General features: G+C 63.7%; 17 protein-coding genes. 10 read left to right on the top strand and 7 right to left on the bottom strand.

From position 1 onward, the window contains the following. Positions 1-29: 29 nt before the first annotated feature. The 5 genes from P9292_RS09545 to P9292_RS09525 are packed head-to-tail and all read left to right on the top strand — an operon-like array spanning position 30 to position 5,214. On the top strand, positions 30-998 hold the full coding sequence (locus P9292_RS09545) for a type II secretion system F family protein (protein WP_409015150.1): 969 nt from the start codon (positions 30-32) through the stop codon (positions 996-998). Beyond that, positions 995-1,777, top strand: a complete 783-nt coding sequence (locus P9292_RS09540; RefSeq protein ID WP_409015136.1) for a pilus assembly protein — start codon at positions 995-997, stop codon at positions 1,775-1,777. Before P9292_RS09545 ends, P9292_RS09540 begins: the two co-directional genes overlap by 4 nt. A gap of 26 nt (positions 1,778-1,803) precedes the next feature. Beyond that, on the top strand, positions 1,804-2,103 hold the full coding sequence (locus tag P9292_RS09535; protein ID WP_309958678.1) for a DUF3613 domain-containing protein: 300 nt from the start codon (positions 1,804-1,806) through the stop codon (positions 2,101-2,103). A 7-nt stretch (positions 2,104-2,110) separates the two neighbouring features. Then, positions 2,111-3,826 carry a TadG family pilus assembly protein gene (locus P9292_RS09530; RefSeq protein ID WP_250494556.1) on the top strand — a complete coding sequence of 572 codons (1,716 nt, stop codon included), beginning with the start codon at positions 2,111-2,113 and terminating at the stop codon, positions 3,824-3,826. A gap of 5 nt (positions 3,827-3,831) precedes the next feature. Next, positions 3,832-5,214, top strand: a complete 1,383-nt coding sequence (locus P9292_RS09525) for a sigma 54-interacting transcriptional regulator (RefSeq protein ID WP_244830823.1) — start codon at positions 3,832-3,834, stop codon at positions 5,212-5,214. Between the two features lie 169 nt (positions 5,215-5,383). Here P9292_RS09525 and P9292_RS09520 read toward each other — a convergent pair whose 3' ends face one another. From P9292_RS09520 to P9292_RS09490, 7 genes are all read right to left on the bottom strand, one after another. Next, complete coding sequence (locus P9292_RS09520) at positions 5,384-6,283, bottom strand: EAL domain-containing protein (RefSeq protein ID WP_309958677.1); 900 nt, start codon at positions 6,281-6,283, stop codon at positions 5,384-5,386. 297 nt (positions 6,284-6,580) lie between these two features. Then, positions 6,581-7,552, bottom strand: coding sequence for a spore coat protein U domain-containing protein (locus P9292_RS09515; RefSeq protein WP_250494558.1), 972 nt, complete (start codon positions 7,550-7,552; stop codon positions 6,581-6,583). After that, positions 7,549-9,978, bottom strand: coding sequence for a fimbria/pilus outer membrane usher protein (locus P9292_RS09510; RefSeq protein WP_309958676.1), 2,430 nt, complete (start codon positions 9,976-9,978; stop codon positions 7,549-7,551). The genes P9292_RS09515 and P9292_RS09510 overlap by 4 nt, the downstream gene beginning before the upstream one ends. A gap of 49 nt (positions 9,979-10,027) precedes the next feature. After that, positions 10,028-10,822 (bottom strand): molecular chaperone, encoded by a 795-nt coding sequence (locus P9292_RS09505; protein WP_309958675.1) that lies wholly within the window; start codon positions 10,820-10,822, stop codon positions 10,028-10,030. Between the two features lies 1 nt (position 10,823). Continuing rightward, entirely contained in the window at positions 10,824-11,333 is a 510-nt protein-coding gene (locus P9292_RS09500) for a spore coat U domain-containing protein (protein ID WP_309958674.1), read from the bottom strand. Positions 11,334-11,485: 152 nt separating this feature from the next. Then, positions 11,486-11,770, bottom strand: a complete 285-nt coding sequence (locus tag P9292_RS09495; protein WP_309958673.1) for a hypothetical protein — start codon at positions 11,768-11,770, stop codon at positions 11,486-11,488. Positions 11,771-11,891: 121 nt separating this feature from the next. Next, on the bottom strand, positions 11,892-13,013 hold the full coding sequence (locus P9292_RS09490) for an ABC transporter ATP-binding protein (protein ID WP_250494562.1): 1,122 nt from the start codon (positions 13,011-13,013) through the stop codon (positions 11,892-11,894). Positions 13,014-13,274: 261 nt separating this feature from the next. Here P9292_RS09490 and P9292_RS09485 point away from each other — a divergent pair, with 261 nt between their 5' ends. From P9292_RS09485 to P9292_RS09465, 5 genes are read left to right on the top strand one after another with little or no spacing between them, the layout of a single operon-like run. Further along, positions 13,275-14,321: a sugar ABC transporter substrate-binding protein gene (locus tag P9292_RS09485; RefSeq protein WP_309958672.1), complete on the top strand. Its 1,047-nt coding sequence runs from the start codon at positions 13,275-13,277 to the stop codon at positions 14,319-14,321. 18 nt (positions 14,322-14,339) lie between these two features. Next, positions 14,340-14,645 (top strand): hypothetical protein, encoded by a 306-nt coding sequence (locus P9292_RS09480; RefSeq protein WP_309958671.1) that lies wholly within the window; start codon positions 14,340-14,342, stop codon positions 14,643-14,645. A gap of 39 nt (positions 14,646-14,684) precedes the next feature. Continuing rightward, positions 14,685-15,611, top strand: coding sequence for a carbohydrate ABC transporter permease (locus P9292_RS09475; RefSeq protein WP_244830813.1), 927 nt, complete (start codon positions 14,685-14,687; stop codon positions 15,609-15,611). A gap of 32 nt (positions 15,612-15,643) precedes the next feature. Further along, a complete protein-coding gene (locus P9292_RS09470; protein ID WP_284503485.1) occupies positions 15,644-16,489 on the top strand; it encodes a carbohydrate ABC transporter permease in 846 nt (281 codons plus the stop codon). A 36-nt stretch (positions 16,490-16,525) separates the two neighbouring features. Next, positions 16,526-17,506, top strand: a complete 981-nt coding sequence (locus P9292_RS09465) for a sugar-binding transcriptional regulator (RefSeq protein WP_244830810.1) — start codon at positions 16,526-16,528, stop codon at positions 17,504-17,506. Positions 17,507-17,509 lie beyond the last annotated feature (3 nt).

Here is a 17,509-nt window from a genome sequence, read left to right as displayed (position 1 = left end):
GCCGTAAACGTTAAGAGGACGCGATGCGTCTGACGCCCAACCTCGTGGCCGCGTTCGCCGTGCTCGCGCTCGCATGCGCCGCCGCCCTGATCGGCGCGCTCGCGTTGAGCCGCTACGCGCGCATGCAACGCTCGGCGCGCACGCTGGAAGGTGCGCTCACGCAACGTGTCGCGGCAGGCGCGCCGGTATCGACGGATAGCGGGCCTGCGCGCGGCGAAACGCCGCTAACGGGCCTGTTCGCCGCCATCGGTCGCGCGAGCATCGCGTGGCTCGATACCTCGTTCGGGCGCATCGCCGTGGCCGACGAAGACCGCCGCCTGCTCGATCGCTGCGGCTATCTCGACGCGCGCGCTCGCGGCGCTTTCATGCTGGCGCGCATCGCGGGCGCGGCGCTCGCGCCGGTCGCGCTGATGTTGCTCGCGCGTGGCACGCCGCACGGCGCGCGCTTCACGCTGCTGCTGTTCGTCGCGCTGTCGGGCGGCTTCATGGCGCCGAAGTGGTTCGTGCAGAGCCGGGCGAACGCGCGTCAGCGCGCGGTCGGCAACGAGCTGCCGATGTTCGTCGATCTGTTGCGGCTGTTGCAGGGCGTGGGGTTATCGCTGGATCAGAGCCTGCAAGTGATGATCCACGACTTCAAAACGGTGCTGCCGATCTTGTCGAAGGAACTGGCGGCGGCGCAGGCGCAGTTTGCGACGGGCCGCACGCGCGAGCAGTCCCTCAAGCGCCTTTCCAGCAGCTACGAGAACGAAGACCTCGCGGCGGTCGTGCGGCTCGTGATTCAGGTGGAGAAATACGGCGGCGCGGTGCAGGAGCCGCTCAGGCAGTTCGGCGACCGTCTGCGCGAGGCGCGGCGTGCGGCGCTGCGTGAGCGCATCGGCAAAGTCACCGTGAAGATGACGGGCGTGATGGTGCTGACGCTGTTGCCTGCGCTGCTCATCGTCACCGCGGGGCCGGGGTTTCTCGCGGTATTGCATTCGCTTTCGGGGCTTCATCGATGACGCAATCTTCAATCAACCGGACGCGACTCGTCACGCTTGCCGCTATCGGAGCATGCATGCTGTTAGGCGGATGCGCGAGCAAGATGGAAAGCGGCTACGGCGTCGGCATTCAGGCCGAACGTCAGGCCGCGCTCGATCAGGCGATGCATCGCGATGCCGCGCCCGACACGCCCGGCATGTATCTGGCGCTCATCGACCGGATGCAGTCGCAAGGGTTGTACTTCGCGTCGCTCGCGCATATCGACGCTTACGAGCAGCAGTATGGCGAGTCGCCCGACACCATTCTCTTGCGCGCCGATGCGCTGCGTCAGACCGGCCAGACACAGCCCGCCGAAGCAGCTTATGCGCGTCTCGCCGATACCCCGTTCGCCGCGCGCGGTCTGCGTGGACTGGGTTTGCTGGCCGGCCAGGCGGGCGACTTCCGGCTGGCGGCAATGCGCTTCGAAGCCGCCGCGCAGCGCGCGCCGACCGATGCCGCGACGCTGTCCGACCTTGGGTACGCGAAGCTGCGCGAAGGCGACATAGCGGGCGCGCGCGTGCCATTGATGAAGGCCGCCGAACTCGCGCCGGACAACGCGAAGATCATGAGCAACGTCGCGCTCTTTCTGCTTTCGAGCGGGCAGGCCGCTAACGCGCAGGGATTGATGACGCAACAGAAGTTCGCGCCGGACGTGCAGCAGGCCATTCAGGGCGATGCAAAGCGCGTGCAGCAGGCGGCGCGCACGTATCGCGCGCAAGTGCAGGACGAAGGCGGCGGTAGCCGTATCGCGTCACGTTGAAATCGAATCGAGCGAGGAAGCAGTCGATGAAAGCATCGTCAATGGCAGCGATCTGGTTGAGCGCGATGGCGCTCGTATCCGCAGCGCGGGCCGAGGAAGGCGCACCGGCAGCAAGCGAAGTCGGTCACGCAACCGAAGCCTGGCTCACGTTGCAGTCGAGCAATGCCGCAGCCGGTCCCGCGCGCCCGATGCCCGGCGCGCAAGCGAGTCTTGGCTACGCGCGCTACATGAAGTCGTTCGAGACGGCTATTCCCGAGCGCTACGGCTCGTCGCTGGAACAGGCGGGACGTCCGGCGCTCGATGTCAACTATCACGACGCGGACTGACCGGCCCATGACACGGCCTTTTCGCCATCGACCAGCGCGGCGCGCGCAACGCGGCGTGGCGGGCACGCTCGCGGCCATCTGGCTGATCGTGGCGGTGGCGGCGCTCGGCGCGATCGACGTCGGCAATTTCTTTTTCGCGCGCCGCAGCCTGCAAAGCGCGGCCGATCTAGCGGCAACCGCAGGCTCGCAAGTCGCCGATGCCGCGTGCACGCGCGCCACCGCCGCCGCGACGGGCAGCGCGGCGGTCAACGGCTTCGATGCCACCGCGTCGGGCAACGGCATGACGACCGCGTGCGGCCGCTGGGACACGCAAGCGAACGCCGCGCCCGACTACTTCGCGGCGGGCGGCACGCCGATCAACGCGGTGAAAGTCGTCGCGACGCGCACCGTGCCGTACTTCTTCGTGGGGCCGGCACGCACGGTGACGGCGACGGCCGTCGCCAAGGTCACGGATATCGGCGCGTTCAGCATCGGCACGACGCTCGCGAGCATCGGCCCGGGACCGATCAACGGCCTGCTCAACGCGCTGCTCGGCACGAGCCTCAATCTCTCGCTCGCGTCGTATCAGGGACTCGCCGATACCCGCGTGAAAATCGCCGATCTGGTGACGGCGGCGGGCGTGGGCACGGTCGATCAACTGCTCGCCACGAGTCTCACGGCCGCGCAGATCGCGCGCCTGATGGTGAACGCGCTGCAAACGACGAGCGTGGCCAACGCCAATCTCTCGACGGCGCTTGGCGCGATGCAGACCATCGCGAGCGCCAATATCCCGGGCAATCAGACGATCTCGCTCGGCAAGACATCGACGGCGCCGGGGCTGCTTTCGGTGGCGCTCGCCAACACGCAATCCGCGCTCAACGCGACCATCAGCCCGCTGGATGCGCTCTTCGTCATGGCCGAGATCGCGCAGGCCGGGAAGTCGGCGGTGAACGTGGCGGGCGGGTTGAATCTGCTCGGGATTTCCGCCGGGCTGACCGTGCAGGTCATTCAGCCGCCGGTGCTTGCCATCGGCGAAGCGGGACAGGATGCCAACGGCAACTGGCGCACGCAGGCGCAGACCGCGCAAGTGCGCGCATCGCTCGATGTCACGGTCGGCACGCTGTCGCTCGTGCTCGGTCCGCTCTTCGGCAACATCGCGCCGACCGTGCATCTGCCCGTGGTCGTGGAGGCCGTGGCGGGCTCCGCGTACCTTGCGTCGACGCAATGCAAGGGGCCGCCGCTCGCGCGGCGCTCGGTCATCGGCGTCAACAGCACGGTGGCGAACGTGTGTGTCGGCGACACCCCCGCGGGCACCGCCGCCTGCTCGCAACCGGCGACGCTCGTCAACGTGCTCGGACTGCTGACGGTCACCGCCAAGGTGACCACCGGCTCCGTGCCTTCGGCATCGGGCACGCTCACATTCGATGGCCAGAGCGGCAACAGCGACGACTATCAGACACTTGCATCGCTGCCGGGGAAGACGCTCGCCAACGCGTTGTCCTCGCTCAACACGAGTCTCTCGGCGCCTGGCGGTTTGATACTCGCGTCGCCGCTGCTTCCGTCCGCGCTGCTCAATAGCATCGCACCGCTGCTGCTTGCCTTGCTCACGCCCGCATTGACCACGATACTCGCCGGACTGGACCAGGTTCTCGTCCCCGTCCTGCAACTCCTCGGCGCGCAGATCGGCACGAGCACGATTCACGACTTGTCGCTTACCTGCGGCGAATCGCAACTGGCGTACTGAACGACATGAGACAGATCACCAAAATCGATGGCCTCGACATCCACGTGTGGGAGGGCAAGTCCGACATCGTCGAGCGCGTGGTGCGCTGCATGTCCAGTCACGAAGTGGATGTATTGCGTGCGGATGGCACGTCCATCAGCGCGCCGCGCGATTCGTCGCGCCCGGCGATCGCGATCATCAGCGTAAGCGTGATAGACAGCGGCGCGTTCGTGCTGCGCGACTGGGAAGCGCGTCATTCGATGCCCGTGGTCTGGGTCGGCGCGGCGCCGCGCGAACGCGATCCGTCCATGTTTCCCGCCGATTATTCGCACATCCTGCCGCTCGATTTCACCGGCGCCGAATTGCGCGCGATGGTCTCGAAACTCGCACAGCAATTGCGCGCGCATGGCGAGGAAGCGCAGGCGTCGCATGCGTTGATCGCGCATGCCGAATGCATGCAGGCGCTCTTGCACGAAGTCGATACCTTCGCCGATTGCGATACGCCCGTGCTTCTGCACGGCGAGACCGGCGTCGGCAAGGAGCGCATTGCGCAATTGCTGCACGAGAAGCATCGCCGCTATGGCGAAGGTCCGTTCGTGCCGGTGAACTGCGGCGCGATTCCCGATGGTCTCTTCGAGTCGCTGTTCTTCGGGCATGCGAAGGGATCGTTCACGGGCGCCGTGCTCGCGCATAAAGGCTACTTCGAGCAGGCCAACGGCGGCACGCTTTTTCTCGATGAAATCGGCGATTTGCCGCTCTATCAGCAAGTCAAGCTGCTGCGCGTGCTGGAAGATCAGGCGGTCACGCGGCTCGGTTCGGCGACGCCCGTGCGGCTCGAATTCCGGCTTATCGCGGCGAGCAACAAGAGCTTGCCGCAGCTCGTGAAGGACGGCACGTTTCGCGCGGACCTCTATTACCGGCTCGCGGTCATCGAACTCAAGATTCCGACGCTGGAAGAACGCGGCGCGGCCGACAAGATTGCGCTCTTCAAGTCGTTCATCAACGAAGTGGTGGGCAAGGAGAAGCTCGAGTCCTTGCCCGAGTTACCGTACTGGCTGGCGGACGCCGTCGCCGATGTCTATTTTCCCGGCAACGTGCGCGAGTTGCGCAATCTGGCGGAGCGCGTGGGTGTGACGGTGCGGCAACTCGGCTCGTGGGACGAAGGGCGCGTCAAGCGGCTCCTCGTGCTCGCGCGCAATGCGCAACCCGTGGATAACGCCACTGAGCTGCTCGTCGACCGCAGCAAGTGGGACATGAACGAACGAAACCGCGTGATCGCCGCGCTCGAAGCGAACGGCTGGCGCCGGCAGGATACGGCGTTGCATCTGGGCATCAGCCGCAAGGTGCTGTGGGAGAAGATGCGCAAGTTCCAGATCTTCGATGAGGAACCGGAGACGCGCCCGCTCTGAGTGCCGCGCTCGGGTATCGATTCCGGGCGTCCAAAAAAAAACGCCGACGCATGCCTACGTCGGCGAAGTTCTGGCGTTTCGAGGGCTGCCAGAAGCTCTGGGCGGCCGGATAAAATCAGCGGGTCCGGCCTTATGTCCTTTCAACCTTCCATACAGGCGGTGCGCGCCTTCATGCCGCGTCCGCGATACGCATCGCCGAGCGCCGGCTGGTTTGCCGCGTGATTGCATGGGCTCCCTGCATGCCTTGCATGTCCGCGTGAGCATCGACGCCCGGCACGTTGTCCATGCCAAACGTGGGCCGCGCGAGCAGGAAGCCTTGCGCGAGCACATGCGGCCACTGCGCGAGCCATTGCGCCTGCGCGGGCGTCTCCACGCCTTCGACGACGATCGATACCTTGAGCCGCGTGAGCAGCGCGAGCACCGAGGAAAACACCATGCACGCATTCGGGCAGCGCGGCGCTTCCGCGAGCAACTCCTTGGCGATCTTCACGGTGCCGAAGTCGATCGGCCCGAGCGCGGCGAGGCACGCGTAGCCGGTACCGAAATCATCCATCGCAATGTTGACGCCTTTATTACGGAAGCGCTGGACGACCTGTTGAATCGACGGAAAGAGCGCAAGATCCTCGCTTTCCGAGAGTTCGAGTTCGATATAGCTCGACGCGATGCCATGCGCCACGCAGATCGCTTCCATGCGTTTTGCGAAGCCCGGCATGGCGGCGACCGAAGGCGGCACGTTGACCGCGACGGGATAACGCTTGCCGCCGCGCGCGAGCCACGCGGCGATATCGCCTGCGACGGCATCCATTACGAACCAGGTGATCTTCACCATGACGTCCGGGTCCTGCAACGCCTCGCAGAACGCGCCAGGCAAGAGCACGCCGTAGTCTGGATGACGCCGGCGGATGAGCGCTTCCATGCGCGCAAGCTCGCCGCTGTCGACTCGGTAGATTCCCTGATAGGCGATACAAAACTCGCCAGCCGCGAGACCCTGAAGTACGCGACGCCTCAATGCCTGACCGGAGTCGCGCACGACGTTCTCGACCTGCGAGCGGGATGTCGTTGTACTCATGCTTTGCCGCCCTCCCTCCCTTAGTGTTCAAGAGAAGGTTTGCAGGAGTCGTGCCAGTTTGGATATACGCGGCGGTTCGGCGTTTGGATGCGGATTTCAGAAAGGGAAAACCCGAATTTTTGCCGGTGTTGAGCGATCCTCGGAAGGATCGGGAAGAGCGTATCGGTCAAAGGTAACGTTACGTCGAGGCAAGCGTTACGCCCGCATGCGTCGTCACCGTGCACGGCGCCTTGTAGTTTCGAGCCTGTGTGTAATAACTTTTGCAATGCTGACTAGTGGAGAGCGCACGTTCGCGGCTCAGTAAGTGATGGTCGCAAGGATGGTATCGCTATAAGTTCCGGCGGTGGGTGTGGCTTGCGGCAGCACGCGCGCATAGACCGTGATCGCCTGACTCGAACCGGTGCCGGTGCCTGCGAGAGCCGGCGCGGAATTCGTGCCATCGCCCCACGGAGTCGAGTAAGCCGCGTTCTGATAGAGCTGATATCGCACCTGTTCGCTGCCGCCGCCGCGCGTCATGCGCCGGTCCGCGACGCTTGCGCCGCTGCCGCCGCCGGCCGATAACGTTATCGAGTAAGGGTCGTTGTTGGTGCATGCCACGCTCAGTGTGCCCGTTGCCGTCAAGGCGCCATCGAGTAGTCCGGCCGTGCCGAAATTGATGTTGGTCGCGGCAAGCGTGCAATCGTTGATGACGGTCGCGCTCACGGTAAAGGAAAGGGCGTTCGAATTGGCGGTCACGGTCGAGCAGTTGGGCGGCGAAACAACGTATTGCTGATACGTCATTTCGGCCTGCGTCGCGCCCGAGAATGTCGATAGATACGTTCCCGCGACGAGCGTGCTCTGACCCGCCGCGATGCGTCCATAAAACGGCAAGGTACGGCTGCCGGATGCCGTGCCGAGCGCGAGGGTAAGCGGTATGTCGAGCGCCACCGCGCCGTAACTCGCGGAGCGCCGCGAGCCCCAGATCGTGCCGCCGGTCGAATCGGCATAGAGGTTGTATTGCAGCGTGCTGGCGCCGTTGGCCGCCAGGCGCGGCGCGTAGGACGCACCTGCGCTGCCCGTCCCGATGCTGATGCACGCCCGCACCGGCAAGGTCAGCACGAAGCCCGTGCAAGACACCGTCACCGAGCCCGAGACGTTCGCGGACGAATCCGTCGCGGGCGCGATCGATCCGAAGTTGATGCTCGATATCGACGCCGTGCACACTTGCGCACGCACCGGCGTCGTCATGAAGACGAACAGCGCGATAGCCAAGAACCATGCGCGCTTCATGGCGACGCGCTCTTGCAGGTGAATGGGCCGAGCGTCGGCAAGGCGTGTGCTTGCGCCGTGAAGGCAACGTGCGCTTCGCAGGACGTGCCGGATGACGTGGCGTCGAGCGTATTGGTCGCGGCGAGATCGTCGATAAAGGCGAGTCCGTCGTAGCCGACGACGTATCGCTTGCCGGTCTCGCGGTGCGTAAGCGTCGTGCCCGGCGGCAAGGGAGCGCTTGCGGCATCGACGAGCTGCAGTTGTGCGCCGCTGAAACCCCGTATCGGAAAACGCGCGACGACGCCCGCCCGCGATTGCGGCGCGAGATTGAGCTGCGTGGTGGCGATGGAGGTATTGGCGGGAAGATCGAGCGGGTCGATGCCGAGATGATTCGCCTGATACGCAATCAGATCCGGCACCAGCAGATGCCCCGCGCCATTGGTCTTGCCGATCTCGCGGTTCTCGTGCAGCACGGGCACGTTCGCTACGCCATCGGTGGAGACGAGCGCGAAGGCGTCGTCGATACGGCGGCCCGCGAGCACATCGCCTTCCATCATCACGATGGAGCCCGATGCGTCCAGCTCGCCATACACGCGCGACTGCACGCTCGCCACGGTGCCGAGCAAATCGCCATAGCGCGTGCGATACGCGCCTTGCGCAAGCGACTGCTGCACGCCGTTCTGATGCGCCGTCTGCACTTGCCAGCCGAAGCCGCCGCCGTAGTCGGCCGTCTTCGTCACCGATGCGCCGAAGAGCGGCTTGCCGTGATCGCTGCCTGCATCGACGCTCGCGTTGAGGGCGCCGCCGAGCGCGAAGGCGAGCGCCACGAAGACGCCGGTGTTACGCGTGTCGCCGAAGTCGTGATACACGCTCGCCGATAGCGACGTGCCGCGCGGCAACGTCACCGTGTACGCCAGCGAACCGATGCGCGAGTCGCCGTAGTAGGGATCGGCAAGACCCACGTAACTCGCGCTTGCCGTGCTCGAAGAACCCAGCACGCGCACGGGCGCGGCAAGCGTCGCGCGATACGTCGAACGCGGCACGGGCGTGCCTTCGGCGGACGCCAGATCGCTGTAGTGAGGCGTCGCTTTCTGCGCTTGCAGATCGACGGAAAGCGCGGGCGTGCGCCATTGCCATCCCACCGAAACCTGCATGCCGCTGCCGCCATGCGGCGCTTGCCGAACATAAGGCGGCGAACTGCTATCGAAGCCGTTGTAGAAGCTTGCCGGATAGATATAAAGGGGCGCGGGATTCGAGCCGCCGTTGCCCGCGCTGCCCGCCAGCGACACATTGAAGACGCCCGCTTGTCCGATGCCGAACAACACGCCGGCGCCCGCGTTGTAGACGCCGCGCGTGGCTTCGCCGTGTGCTTCGAGCGTGATGGTATCGCTTAAACCGCGCCTGATCGACGCCGATGCCGACGGGTCGCCCGCATAGTCGAACGAGCGCAGCGCATACGCGCGGCGCACGAAGCCCGCTTCGACGGAGAAGTCCGTGAGGCCGCTTGCGAGCAGACGCGCGTCGATATAGAGCGGCACCGTCGTCATTACGCTGCGGCCGAGCACATCGCGGCTCACGATCACCGCTTCGCCCGCGCCGTTGATGGCCGGCACCGCATTGATGACGAACGGTCCCGAGGGCGCCGCGCCGCTGAACTGGCGCACATTGTTGACGTAGAGATCGACGGCGCTCGGCACGGCGGCCGAACCGCCGAGCGCGGGCACGGGATACGTGACGAGATCGGGCCGCAAGCCGAAGTCGCGCGATAGTTGCGCGCCCCCCATGCGCACCGGCCGCGTCCATGTGAGCGATGAGGAAATCGTGTCGCCGATGCGCGTGGTCATGAGTGAAGCGGTGTCCGAATGGCTCCACGACGTATCGAGCCGCACGTAGCGGCGGCTGTCCGCATACCAGTACGCCGTGCCGGTGTTGTCGAAGAGGCCGCCCGGATAGAAGAAACGTTCCTCGCCATAGAAGCCGTATTGCGCCGGCGAGTTGGTCTGCACGCTCGCTTCGTAGTTGATGACGAGGCCCGTGCCGCTTGCGGCCACCGGCGCGCGTGCCGGAATGTTGGAAAGCGCGGAAGGCACGCGGCGCGCATCGGCGGCTTCGAGGTCGATGCGTTGCTGTTGCTCGATGTATCGATAACGCAGGCCCGGCACGACACCCAGCGCGATGCGGCCGTCCGCTTGCGCTTGCAGGTCGTTGGTGCGCAAGCCGAGTTCGCGCAATTCGCCAGGCGTCGTGTAGATCATCTCGTCGGCCACGAAGAATTGCGCGATCTTTTGCGTCGATGTTCCGTTGATCGACACTTCGAGATATAGCTCGCCGCGTTCATGGGGAAGGGCGCCTTGCATCTGCATGGGCGCTATTGCCGGTGTCGAGTCGTTCGCGTGCGACCACGCGGGCATGGCGGACCACACGATGATCGGCACCAGACGAAGCACATGAGCGCGTGACCGGCTCGCACGCGGGCGCGGCGATGGCATCCACGGCCTAGCGGTCGGAGCCCGGCGGTCCCGGCTCGACGTTCACACGCATGGTCACGGGCTCGCCGTTGACGACGGCGTGCAAGGTCGCCCACGTGCCATTCGCAGGCGCGCCCTGCACGGGCCAGCGGCGCGCGGCGCCGGGCAAAGCATAGCCGAGCAGTCCCGCCGAGACTTGCGTGCTCTGACCATCGGACCAGTCAAGATGAACGCGGCTCAGTTGCGCATGCGTTTGCGCGCCGTTCGACACGCGCAGCATGACGTCGGCTTCGTTGCTTGCCTGGCTCTTGCGTTCCAGCGCGAACTTCAACGCGGGCGAGCGCGCTTCGTCCGCGCCCACGAAGACCGGCACCGAGTAGCGCAACTGCATGCGCACGCCCGTGTTCTGCGCGCTTTGTGCGTTCGGAATTTCATCGATCAGCAGACGATACGTCTCCTCGCGCGCAAGCGGCTCGCTTCCCACTCGCAGAATGCGGATGGTCTGATCGCCGTTCGGCGCGATCTGCACGATCGGCGGACTCGCGACGATGGCGGCCGTGCGCTCTAGATGGTCTTCGTCGAGCGACTGCGTCCATGCGAACACGCGTACCTGAGCATTGAGCGGCGCACTGCCGTCGTTATGCAGCGTGAGCGCGGCGGCGGGCCTTTCGGCGGAGAGATCGAGCCGGATAGGCGACACTTGCAAGGCCGCCGCCGATACGTTCGCCGCGTACAGAAGGCACCACCACGAGAAGCCCGCCAGCGCACACGCGAGCGCCCGCCTGGCGGGCCGCGCGGCCCGGTAACACTGCGATGAGCGCATGCTAGAACGTGACGGTAGCCGTGACGACGGATGAATACGTGCCCGCGGCCGGCGTGGTCTGCGGCGCGACGCGGCCATAGACCGTGACCGTCTGCGCCGCGCCCGTGCCGGTGCCGGAGACCGTGTCGGTGCCGACCGTCTGGCCCCAGACGAGCGTGCGCGCGGCATCGCGATAGAGCTGATAGGCGACCGTCGGCAGAGGCGTGCCCGTGCTCGCGAGCAGCCGGTTCGGCACCGTGGAACCCGACACCGAACCCGCATCCAGCCCGACGTTATACGACGCGCCGTTCGAGCAGGTGACGCTCAACGTGGTGGTCTGATCGATGTTCGCCGCGATAACACCCGAGTTGCCGAAATTGAGCGGATTGGCCGCGATCTGGCAATCGTTCTGCAGCGTGAGGGATACGGTGAAGGTAGTGGTTCGCGTGGCTGCGTTCGCTCCGAACGGAACGAGCGGCCCCGATGCCAACGCGATGCAAAGCACGGAAACGGCAAGGTTACGGCGACGCATTGTTCACCTCTTCTCTGGAAGTGTCTTCCGCGCGCCAAACGTTTGTGCTGCTCTCTCAGATTTTTGGCGCGTCGTGACGCCCTGATTATGTGCATTCCTCAGACGTTAAAGCGTAAGCGATTGTAACAATGCATCGCCATGGCTTCGACGTTTCAGAACGCGATCTCGACGACCCGCATTTGCGGTCGTTGCGCGGCCTTGATCTCGGCGATGCGGACATCCGCGAAATATTCGCCCGCGAGGATGCGGTACTGGCCGCCTGCGGAACAGGCCACGATCGGCTGCGTGGCGCCCGTATCGAGCGTGCAGATATCGTAGACGGTCAGCGTCACGGGCAACTCTGCGTTGCCGGTGCCTGCGAAAGCGGAAGGTGCCGCGCTGAGCGCGAACGTCACCACGACGGACCATGCCGTCAGCGAACGGATGCTGGATGCCATGAATTTCACGATGAACAGCGGTGACGGATGCAGCCGACGGCGCGGCCGCGAGCGCCGCTACTTCGGCGCCTCTTTTTCGTTTACGGCATCCGCTGAGGAAACTTGATCGAGCGACCCAGCCTCAAGCGGCAGCAGTCTCCGTCACGGGCCGAAGACGTTCGAGCGCACTGCCGTCCTGGTTGAACAGATGCACATGGCGAATGCTGAAGCCCGCGTTCAGGCGTTGTCCTTCGAACGCAGTCGACTCGCCCGAGCCCTTCACTTGAATCACGAGGTCGTTCGGCAATCGCAGATGCAAGAGCGTCTCGCCACCGAGATGCTCGATCACCATCACTTCGCCGGCAAGACCGCTATCGATATCGCCGCCGCATTCCTCGACGAAATGTTCCGGGCGAATGCCGAGCGTGAGCGTCTCGCCCGCCTTCACCGACGAAGCCTTGAAGGGCAGCGTGAGCGCCTCGCCACCGGGCAGTTCGATGCTGACGCCGGCGGCATCGACACGTTGCACGCGCACGTCCATGAAGTTCATCTTCGGCGAGCCGATGAAGCCCGCGACGAAGCGATTATGCGGCGTGCGATAAAGCTCCAGCGGCGTGCCGATCTGCTCCACGCGCCCATGATTCAGCACGACGATTCGATCGGCCATGGTCATCGCTTCGGTCTGATCGTGCGTGACGTAGATCATCGTCGCGTTGAGTTGCTTGTGCAGCTTGATGAGTTCGAGGCGCATCTGCACGCGCAAGGCGGCATCGAGATTCGAGAGCGGTTCGTCGAAGAGAAACACTTGCGGTTCGCGCACGATCGATCGCCCGATGGCAACGCGCTGACGCTGTCCGCCCGACAACGCGCGCGGCCGGCGTTCGAGCAGTTGACCGATCTGCAGGATCTCGGCTGCGCGCTGCACGCGTTCCTTGATCTGCGCTTCGGGCAGCTTCAGCATGCGCAGTCCGAACGCGATGTTCTCGTACACCGTCATGTGCGGATAGAGCGCATACGACTGAAACACCATCGCCACGCCACGCTGCGATGGTTCGAGTTCGGTGACGTCTTCACCGCCTATCAGTATTTGCCCTGAATCGCTGCGTTCGAGCCCGGCGATGCTTCGCAGCAAGGTGGACTTGCCACATCCCGATGGTCCGACGAAGACCATGAACTCGCGGTCCTTCACCTGAATGTCGACGCCCTTGAGCACATCGGTGCCTGCAAAGGACTTGCGGATCTGCTGTAGATGAACGGCGCTCATGCCTGTCTCCGTCTATGGCCGGGCCACGAGTGTGTTCATCGCAGCGCAGCATCGAATGGCTTCGTCGATTTAGTTCTTGACAACCTGTTCGGGCCAAAATATACAATTGTAAAACCGAAATTACAAGTGAAACGACACAGACGGTCTTCGCCGCATACGCCGTGTTTTCCACCCGTTTCCCTTCGCACTCGCAGGAACCGAAAGACGCTACGAACGAATCCGCAAGCCATCACTGCTCTAAAAAAATCAAAGGAGACAGGCATGAAGAAGCGCTTCACCCAGATGAGACAACTTGGTCCCGTCAAGCACGTAGCGGCTGTCGCGCTACTTGCGGCCAGCGCGGCTTTCGCCGCATCGAACGCACAGGCGTGGACGCTCAAGGAAGCCGCGGAGCCGTATTCTGGCACCACCATCAAGGCCATCTTTCTGGATCGTCCCGGTTACAAGGCAGCACAAACCCTGATACCGCAGTTCGAGAAAGAAACGGGCATCAAGGTGCGCTGGGAAGTGATTCCGTACGAGAACACGCGTGAGAAGGAAGTGCTCAACTTCGTGGGCGGCGGCGATCAGGACATCGTGCTCGTGGACGTGGTTTGGATCGGCGAATTCGCGAGCAACAAGTGGCTCGTGCCCATCAAGAAGTTCACGGACGATCCCAAGCTCGCGGACCCGAATCTCAATCTGAAGGGCTTTTTCCCGATTCTGCTCGACTCGTTCGGCACATGGGACAAGGTCACGTATGGCCTGCCGTTCGATAATTACTCGGGCCTCATGTTCTACAACAAGTGCATGCTGAAGGACGCGGGTTTCGACGAGCCGCCGAAGACCTGGGACGAGTTGCTGACAACCTACGCGCCGAAGCTCACGAAGGGCGACAAGTTCGCTTTCGCGTTGCAGTCGCGGCGCGGCGAGACGCAATCGGCGGATAGCTTCATGCGCGTGTTGTGGCCCAATGGCGGATCGCTTCTCGATGCTAAGTTCAAGTCGAACCTGATGTCGCCGCAATCGCAAGCGGGCCTCGAATACCGGCAAAAGCTGATGAAGTACATGCCGCCGGGTATCGTCGATTTCGATCACGCCGAAGCCGTCAACGCGCTTGCGCAAGGGCAGGTCGCGATGATCACCGAATGGTCCGCTTTCTATCCGACGCTCACCGACCCGAGCAAGTCGAAGCTCGGCAACTGTCTTGCGATCACCACCGAACCGAAGGGGCCGGCGGGACTCAAGCCCGCGCTCGGCGGCTTCTCGCTTGCCGTGAATGCAAAGGCCAGCGCGAAGAAGCAAGCGGCATCGTGGCTCTTCATCTAATGGATCACGTCCGAGGCCATGGCGAAGCCTTATCTCGAGGCGGGCGGCGTGCCGGCACGCACGGCGGTCTATCAGGACAAGGCGGTGCAGGACAAGTATCCGTTCGTGAAGCCGATGGTCGAATCGTGGCAAGGCGGCGTGCCGGATTATCGTCCGCGTTTCCCCGAATGGCCGGCGGTGTCGGAAGTCATCGGCGAATGGGGCAGCAAGATCATGCTCGGTCAGGTGACGGTGAAGGATGGCGCGCAGACCATCGGTCAGAAGACCGAGGACATCCTGAAGAAAGCCGGCTATTACGACGGCAAGAAGCCTTTGCTCAAGTAATCGGCTGAACGCTAAACATCAGGAACCGGAGGCGATCGAATGGCAGGCGTGGCAACTTCTCCAAGGCTCGGAAAGCGGACGCGTTACTTTGGCGTGGTGCCGCGAACGCCTGCCTTCTGGTTCCTGATTCCGGCGATATTCGCGCTGGCGGTCATCGGCATTTACCCGCTGCTGCTGGCGCTCTATAACTCGTTTCATCAGTACAAGCTCGCCGATCTCGCGTCGGGCACGCCGTTCGTGGGCATCGACAATTACGTGGCGACGCTCACCGATCCCTCGTTCTGGGGCGCGCTCGGCCGCACTGCGTTGTTCCTTTGTCTTACCTTGCCGATCGAGGTCGCACTCGGGCTCTTTGCGGCGTTGATGCTGCACCGTATCGACTTGCGATGGATGCGCGCCGCCGCTCGCGTGAGCCTCGTCATTCCAATGGCGACAACTTATGCGGTCGTGGGCCTGATTGGCCGCCTGATCTTCAACCGGCAGTTCGGCGTGGCGAACTATCTGGCGGGCCTCTTCGGCATTCCGCCGCAAGACTGGCTTGCCGATCCGACGCTGGCGTTCGTCTCCGTGATGATCATGGATATCTGGCAGTGGACGCCGTTTTGCGCGCTGATTCTGCTGGCCGGGCTTTCCATGGTGCCGAAGGAAGCCGAGGAAGCGGCGCGCCTCGAAACGCCGAAGTGGAGCATGATTCTTTGGCACTTACAGCGGCCGTATCTGCTGCCGGGTTTGACGGCCATTCTCATTCTGCGCTCGGCCGACATGTTGAAGATGTTCGATGCCGTCTTCACCATGACGCGTGGCGGCCCCGGCACCGCGACGGAGTTCATCAGCATCTATATCCAGCGCGTGGGCTTTCGTCTCTTCGATCAGGGCATGGCGTCCGCTCAGGCCATCATTCTCTTGATCCTGACTATCGTGCTGTCGCGTCTTTATATCCGCTTCGTGTACCGGGAGGCCGCGTGAGTTCTCCGACTCTGCAAGCCGCGAATGGCGACATGACCAAGCGTGCCTTGCGTGCGCGTGCCGCACGCAAACGCGCCACCGTATGGCACTTTTTCGGTCTGGCGATCGTCTTCCTTTCGTCCGTGTTTCCGTTCTACTGGATGGTGACGACGAGCCTGAAGAGCCAGTCCGACGCGCTCGCGTATCCGCCGAAGTGGCTGTTCAGTCCCACGTTTCATCACTATTCGGCGGCGCTTTTCGAGCATGACGTGGCGGGCAGTCTGCTCAACTCGCTCATCATCGCGAGCAGCACGACGGTGCTTGCCATTCTGCTCGGCGCGCCCGCTGCCTATGCGCTTGCACGCTTCGAATTCCGTGGCAAGGAAGACCTGTGGTTCTGGTTCATCTCGAACCGCATGGTGAGCCCCGTGGTGCTCGCGGTGCCGTTCTTTCTGATTGCGACCAAGCTCGATCTCGTCGATACGCACATCGTGTTGATTCTTCTTTATCTGACCTTCTCGTTGCCGATCGTCGTATGGATCTGCACCGACCAGTTCCGCAATATTCCCGTGGAACTCGACGAGGCCGCGCGGCTCGATGGCGCGTCGCCGTGGCGCGTGTTCTGGCGCATCAACTTGCCGCTCGCGATGCCGGGCATCGTCGTATCCGCCATCTTCGCTTTCATCTTCTCGTGGAACGATCTGCTCTATGCGCTCGTGCTGACACGCACCGATGCCATTACATCGCCGGTCGCCGCGACGAGCTACATGAGCGGTTACGAATTGCCCTGGGGCGAGATCATGGCCACGGGTACGCTGATCGTCCTGCCGATGGTCGTCTTCGCGCTGCTCGTGTCTGGGCGGCTGGTGCAAGGTCTCACGATGGGCGCGGTGAAGTAGACTCCTTCGGCCTTCCATTGTGACCAGACACTCGATATGAGCAAGACAGTACCGCCCCTAGCCTTCGCCGAAACCGACGAATCCATCGACTCGGAAGAGGAATTGCAGGCGCGCGTCGCGTGGCACTACTACGTCGGCAACCTGACGCAGCAGGAGATCGCGGAACGTATAGGCAGCAACCGCGTGCGCGTGAACCGGCTGCTCGCGGCAAGCCGCGAGTCGGGTCTCGTGCAGATCACCATCAACAGCAAGATAGCGCCATGCGTCGCGCTGGAAGAAGCGCTCAGCAAACGCTTCGGTCTTGAATGCGCGGTGGTCGTGCCGACCGGTGCGAACACCGAAGCGAACAACGCGGCGCTCGGCATCGGCGCGGCGAGCTACTTTTCGAGGCAGATAGTTGCAGGGCAAACTATCGGGCTTGGCTGGGGACGCACGATCCGCGCCGTGCTGCGCGCCATGCCGCAACGCAGTTATGGCGCGGTGTCGGCGGTGTCGCTGCAAGGCGGCCTCTCGCATTGCCCGAGCATCAACACGTTCGATATCGTTTCCGACTTCGCGGATATCTGCCGCGCGGACGGATATCTGTTCGCCGCGCCCATCTACGTCAGCAGCCAGAAGGCGCGCGATGTGATCCTGCAGGAAGGCACCGTGCGCGAGACCTACGAACTCGCGCGCAACTCCGACCTCGCCCTGCTGACTTGCGGCGATCTGACGGAATCTCTCGTCGTAACCTATGGCATCGACAATCCGGAGCAATTGCGCACGCTCGAAAAAGCAGGCGCGGTCGGCGACATGCTCGGGCATTTCATGGATGAAGACGGCGAGCTGATCGATCATCCGCTGAATCGCCGCACCGTTGCGATCACGCTCGAAGACTTGCGCAAGCTGCGTCGCGTGGTTCTCGTCAGTGGCGGCGCGAAGAAGTTTCATGTCACGCGTGCGGCGTTGCGCGGACGCTATCCGTCGGTGCTCGTGACCGATGAAGACACGGCGCGGCGACTCTGCGACGAACCTTGAAGA

It is taken from the genome of Caballeronia sp. LZ001, from assembly GCF_031450875.1.
Classification (GTDB): domain Bacteria; phylum Pseudomonadota; class Gammaproteobacteria; order Burkholderiales; family Burkholderiaceae; genus Caballeronia.
Note: the sequence above shows the minus strand (reverse complement) of the source record. Positions and strands in the feature narration are given on the sequence as shown.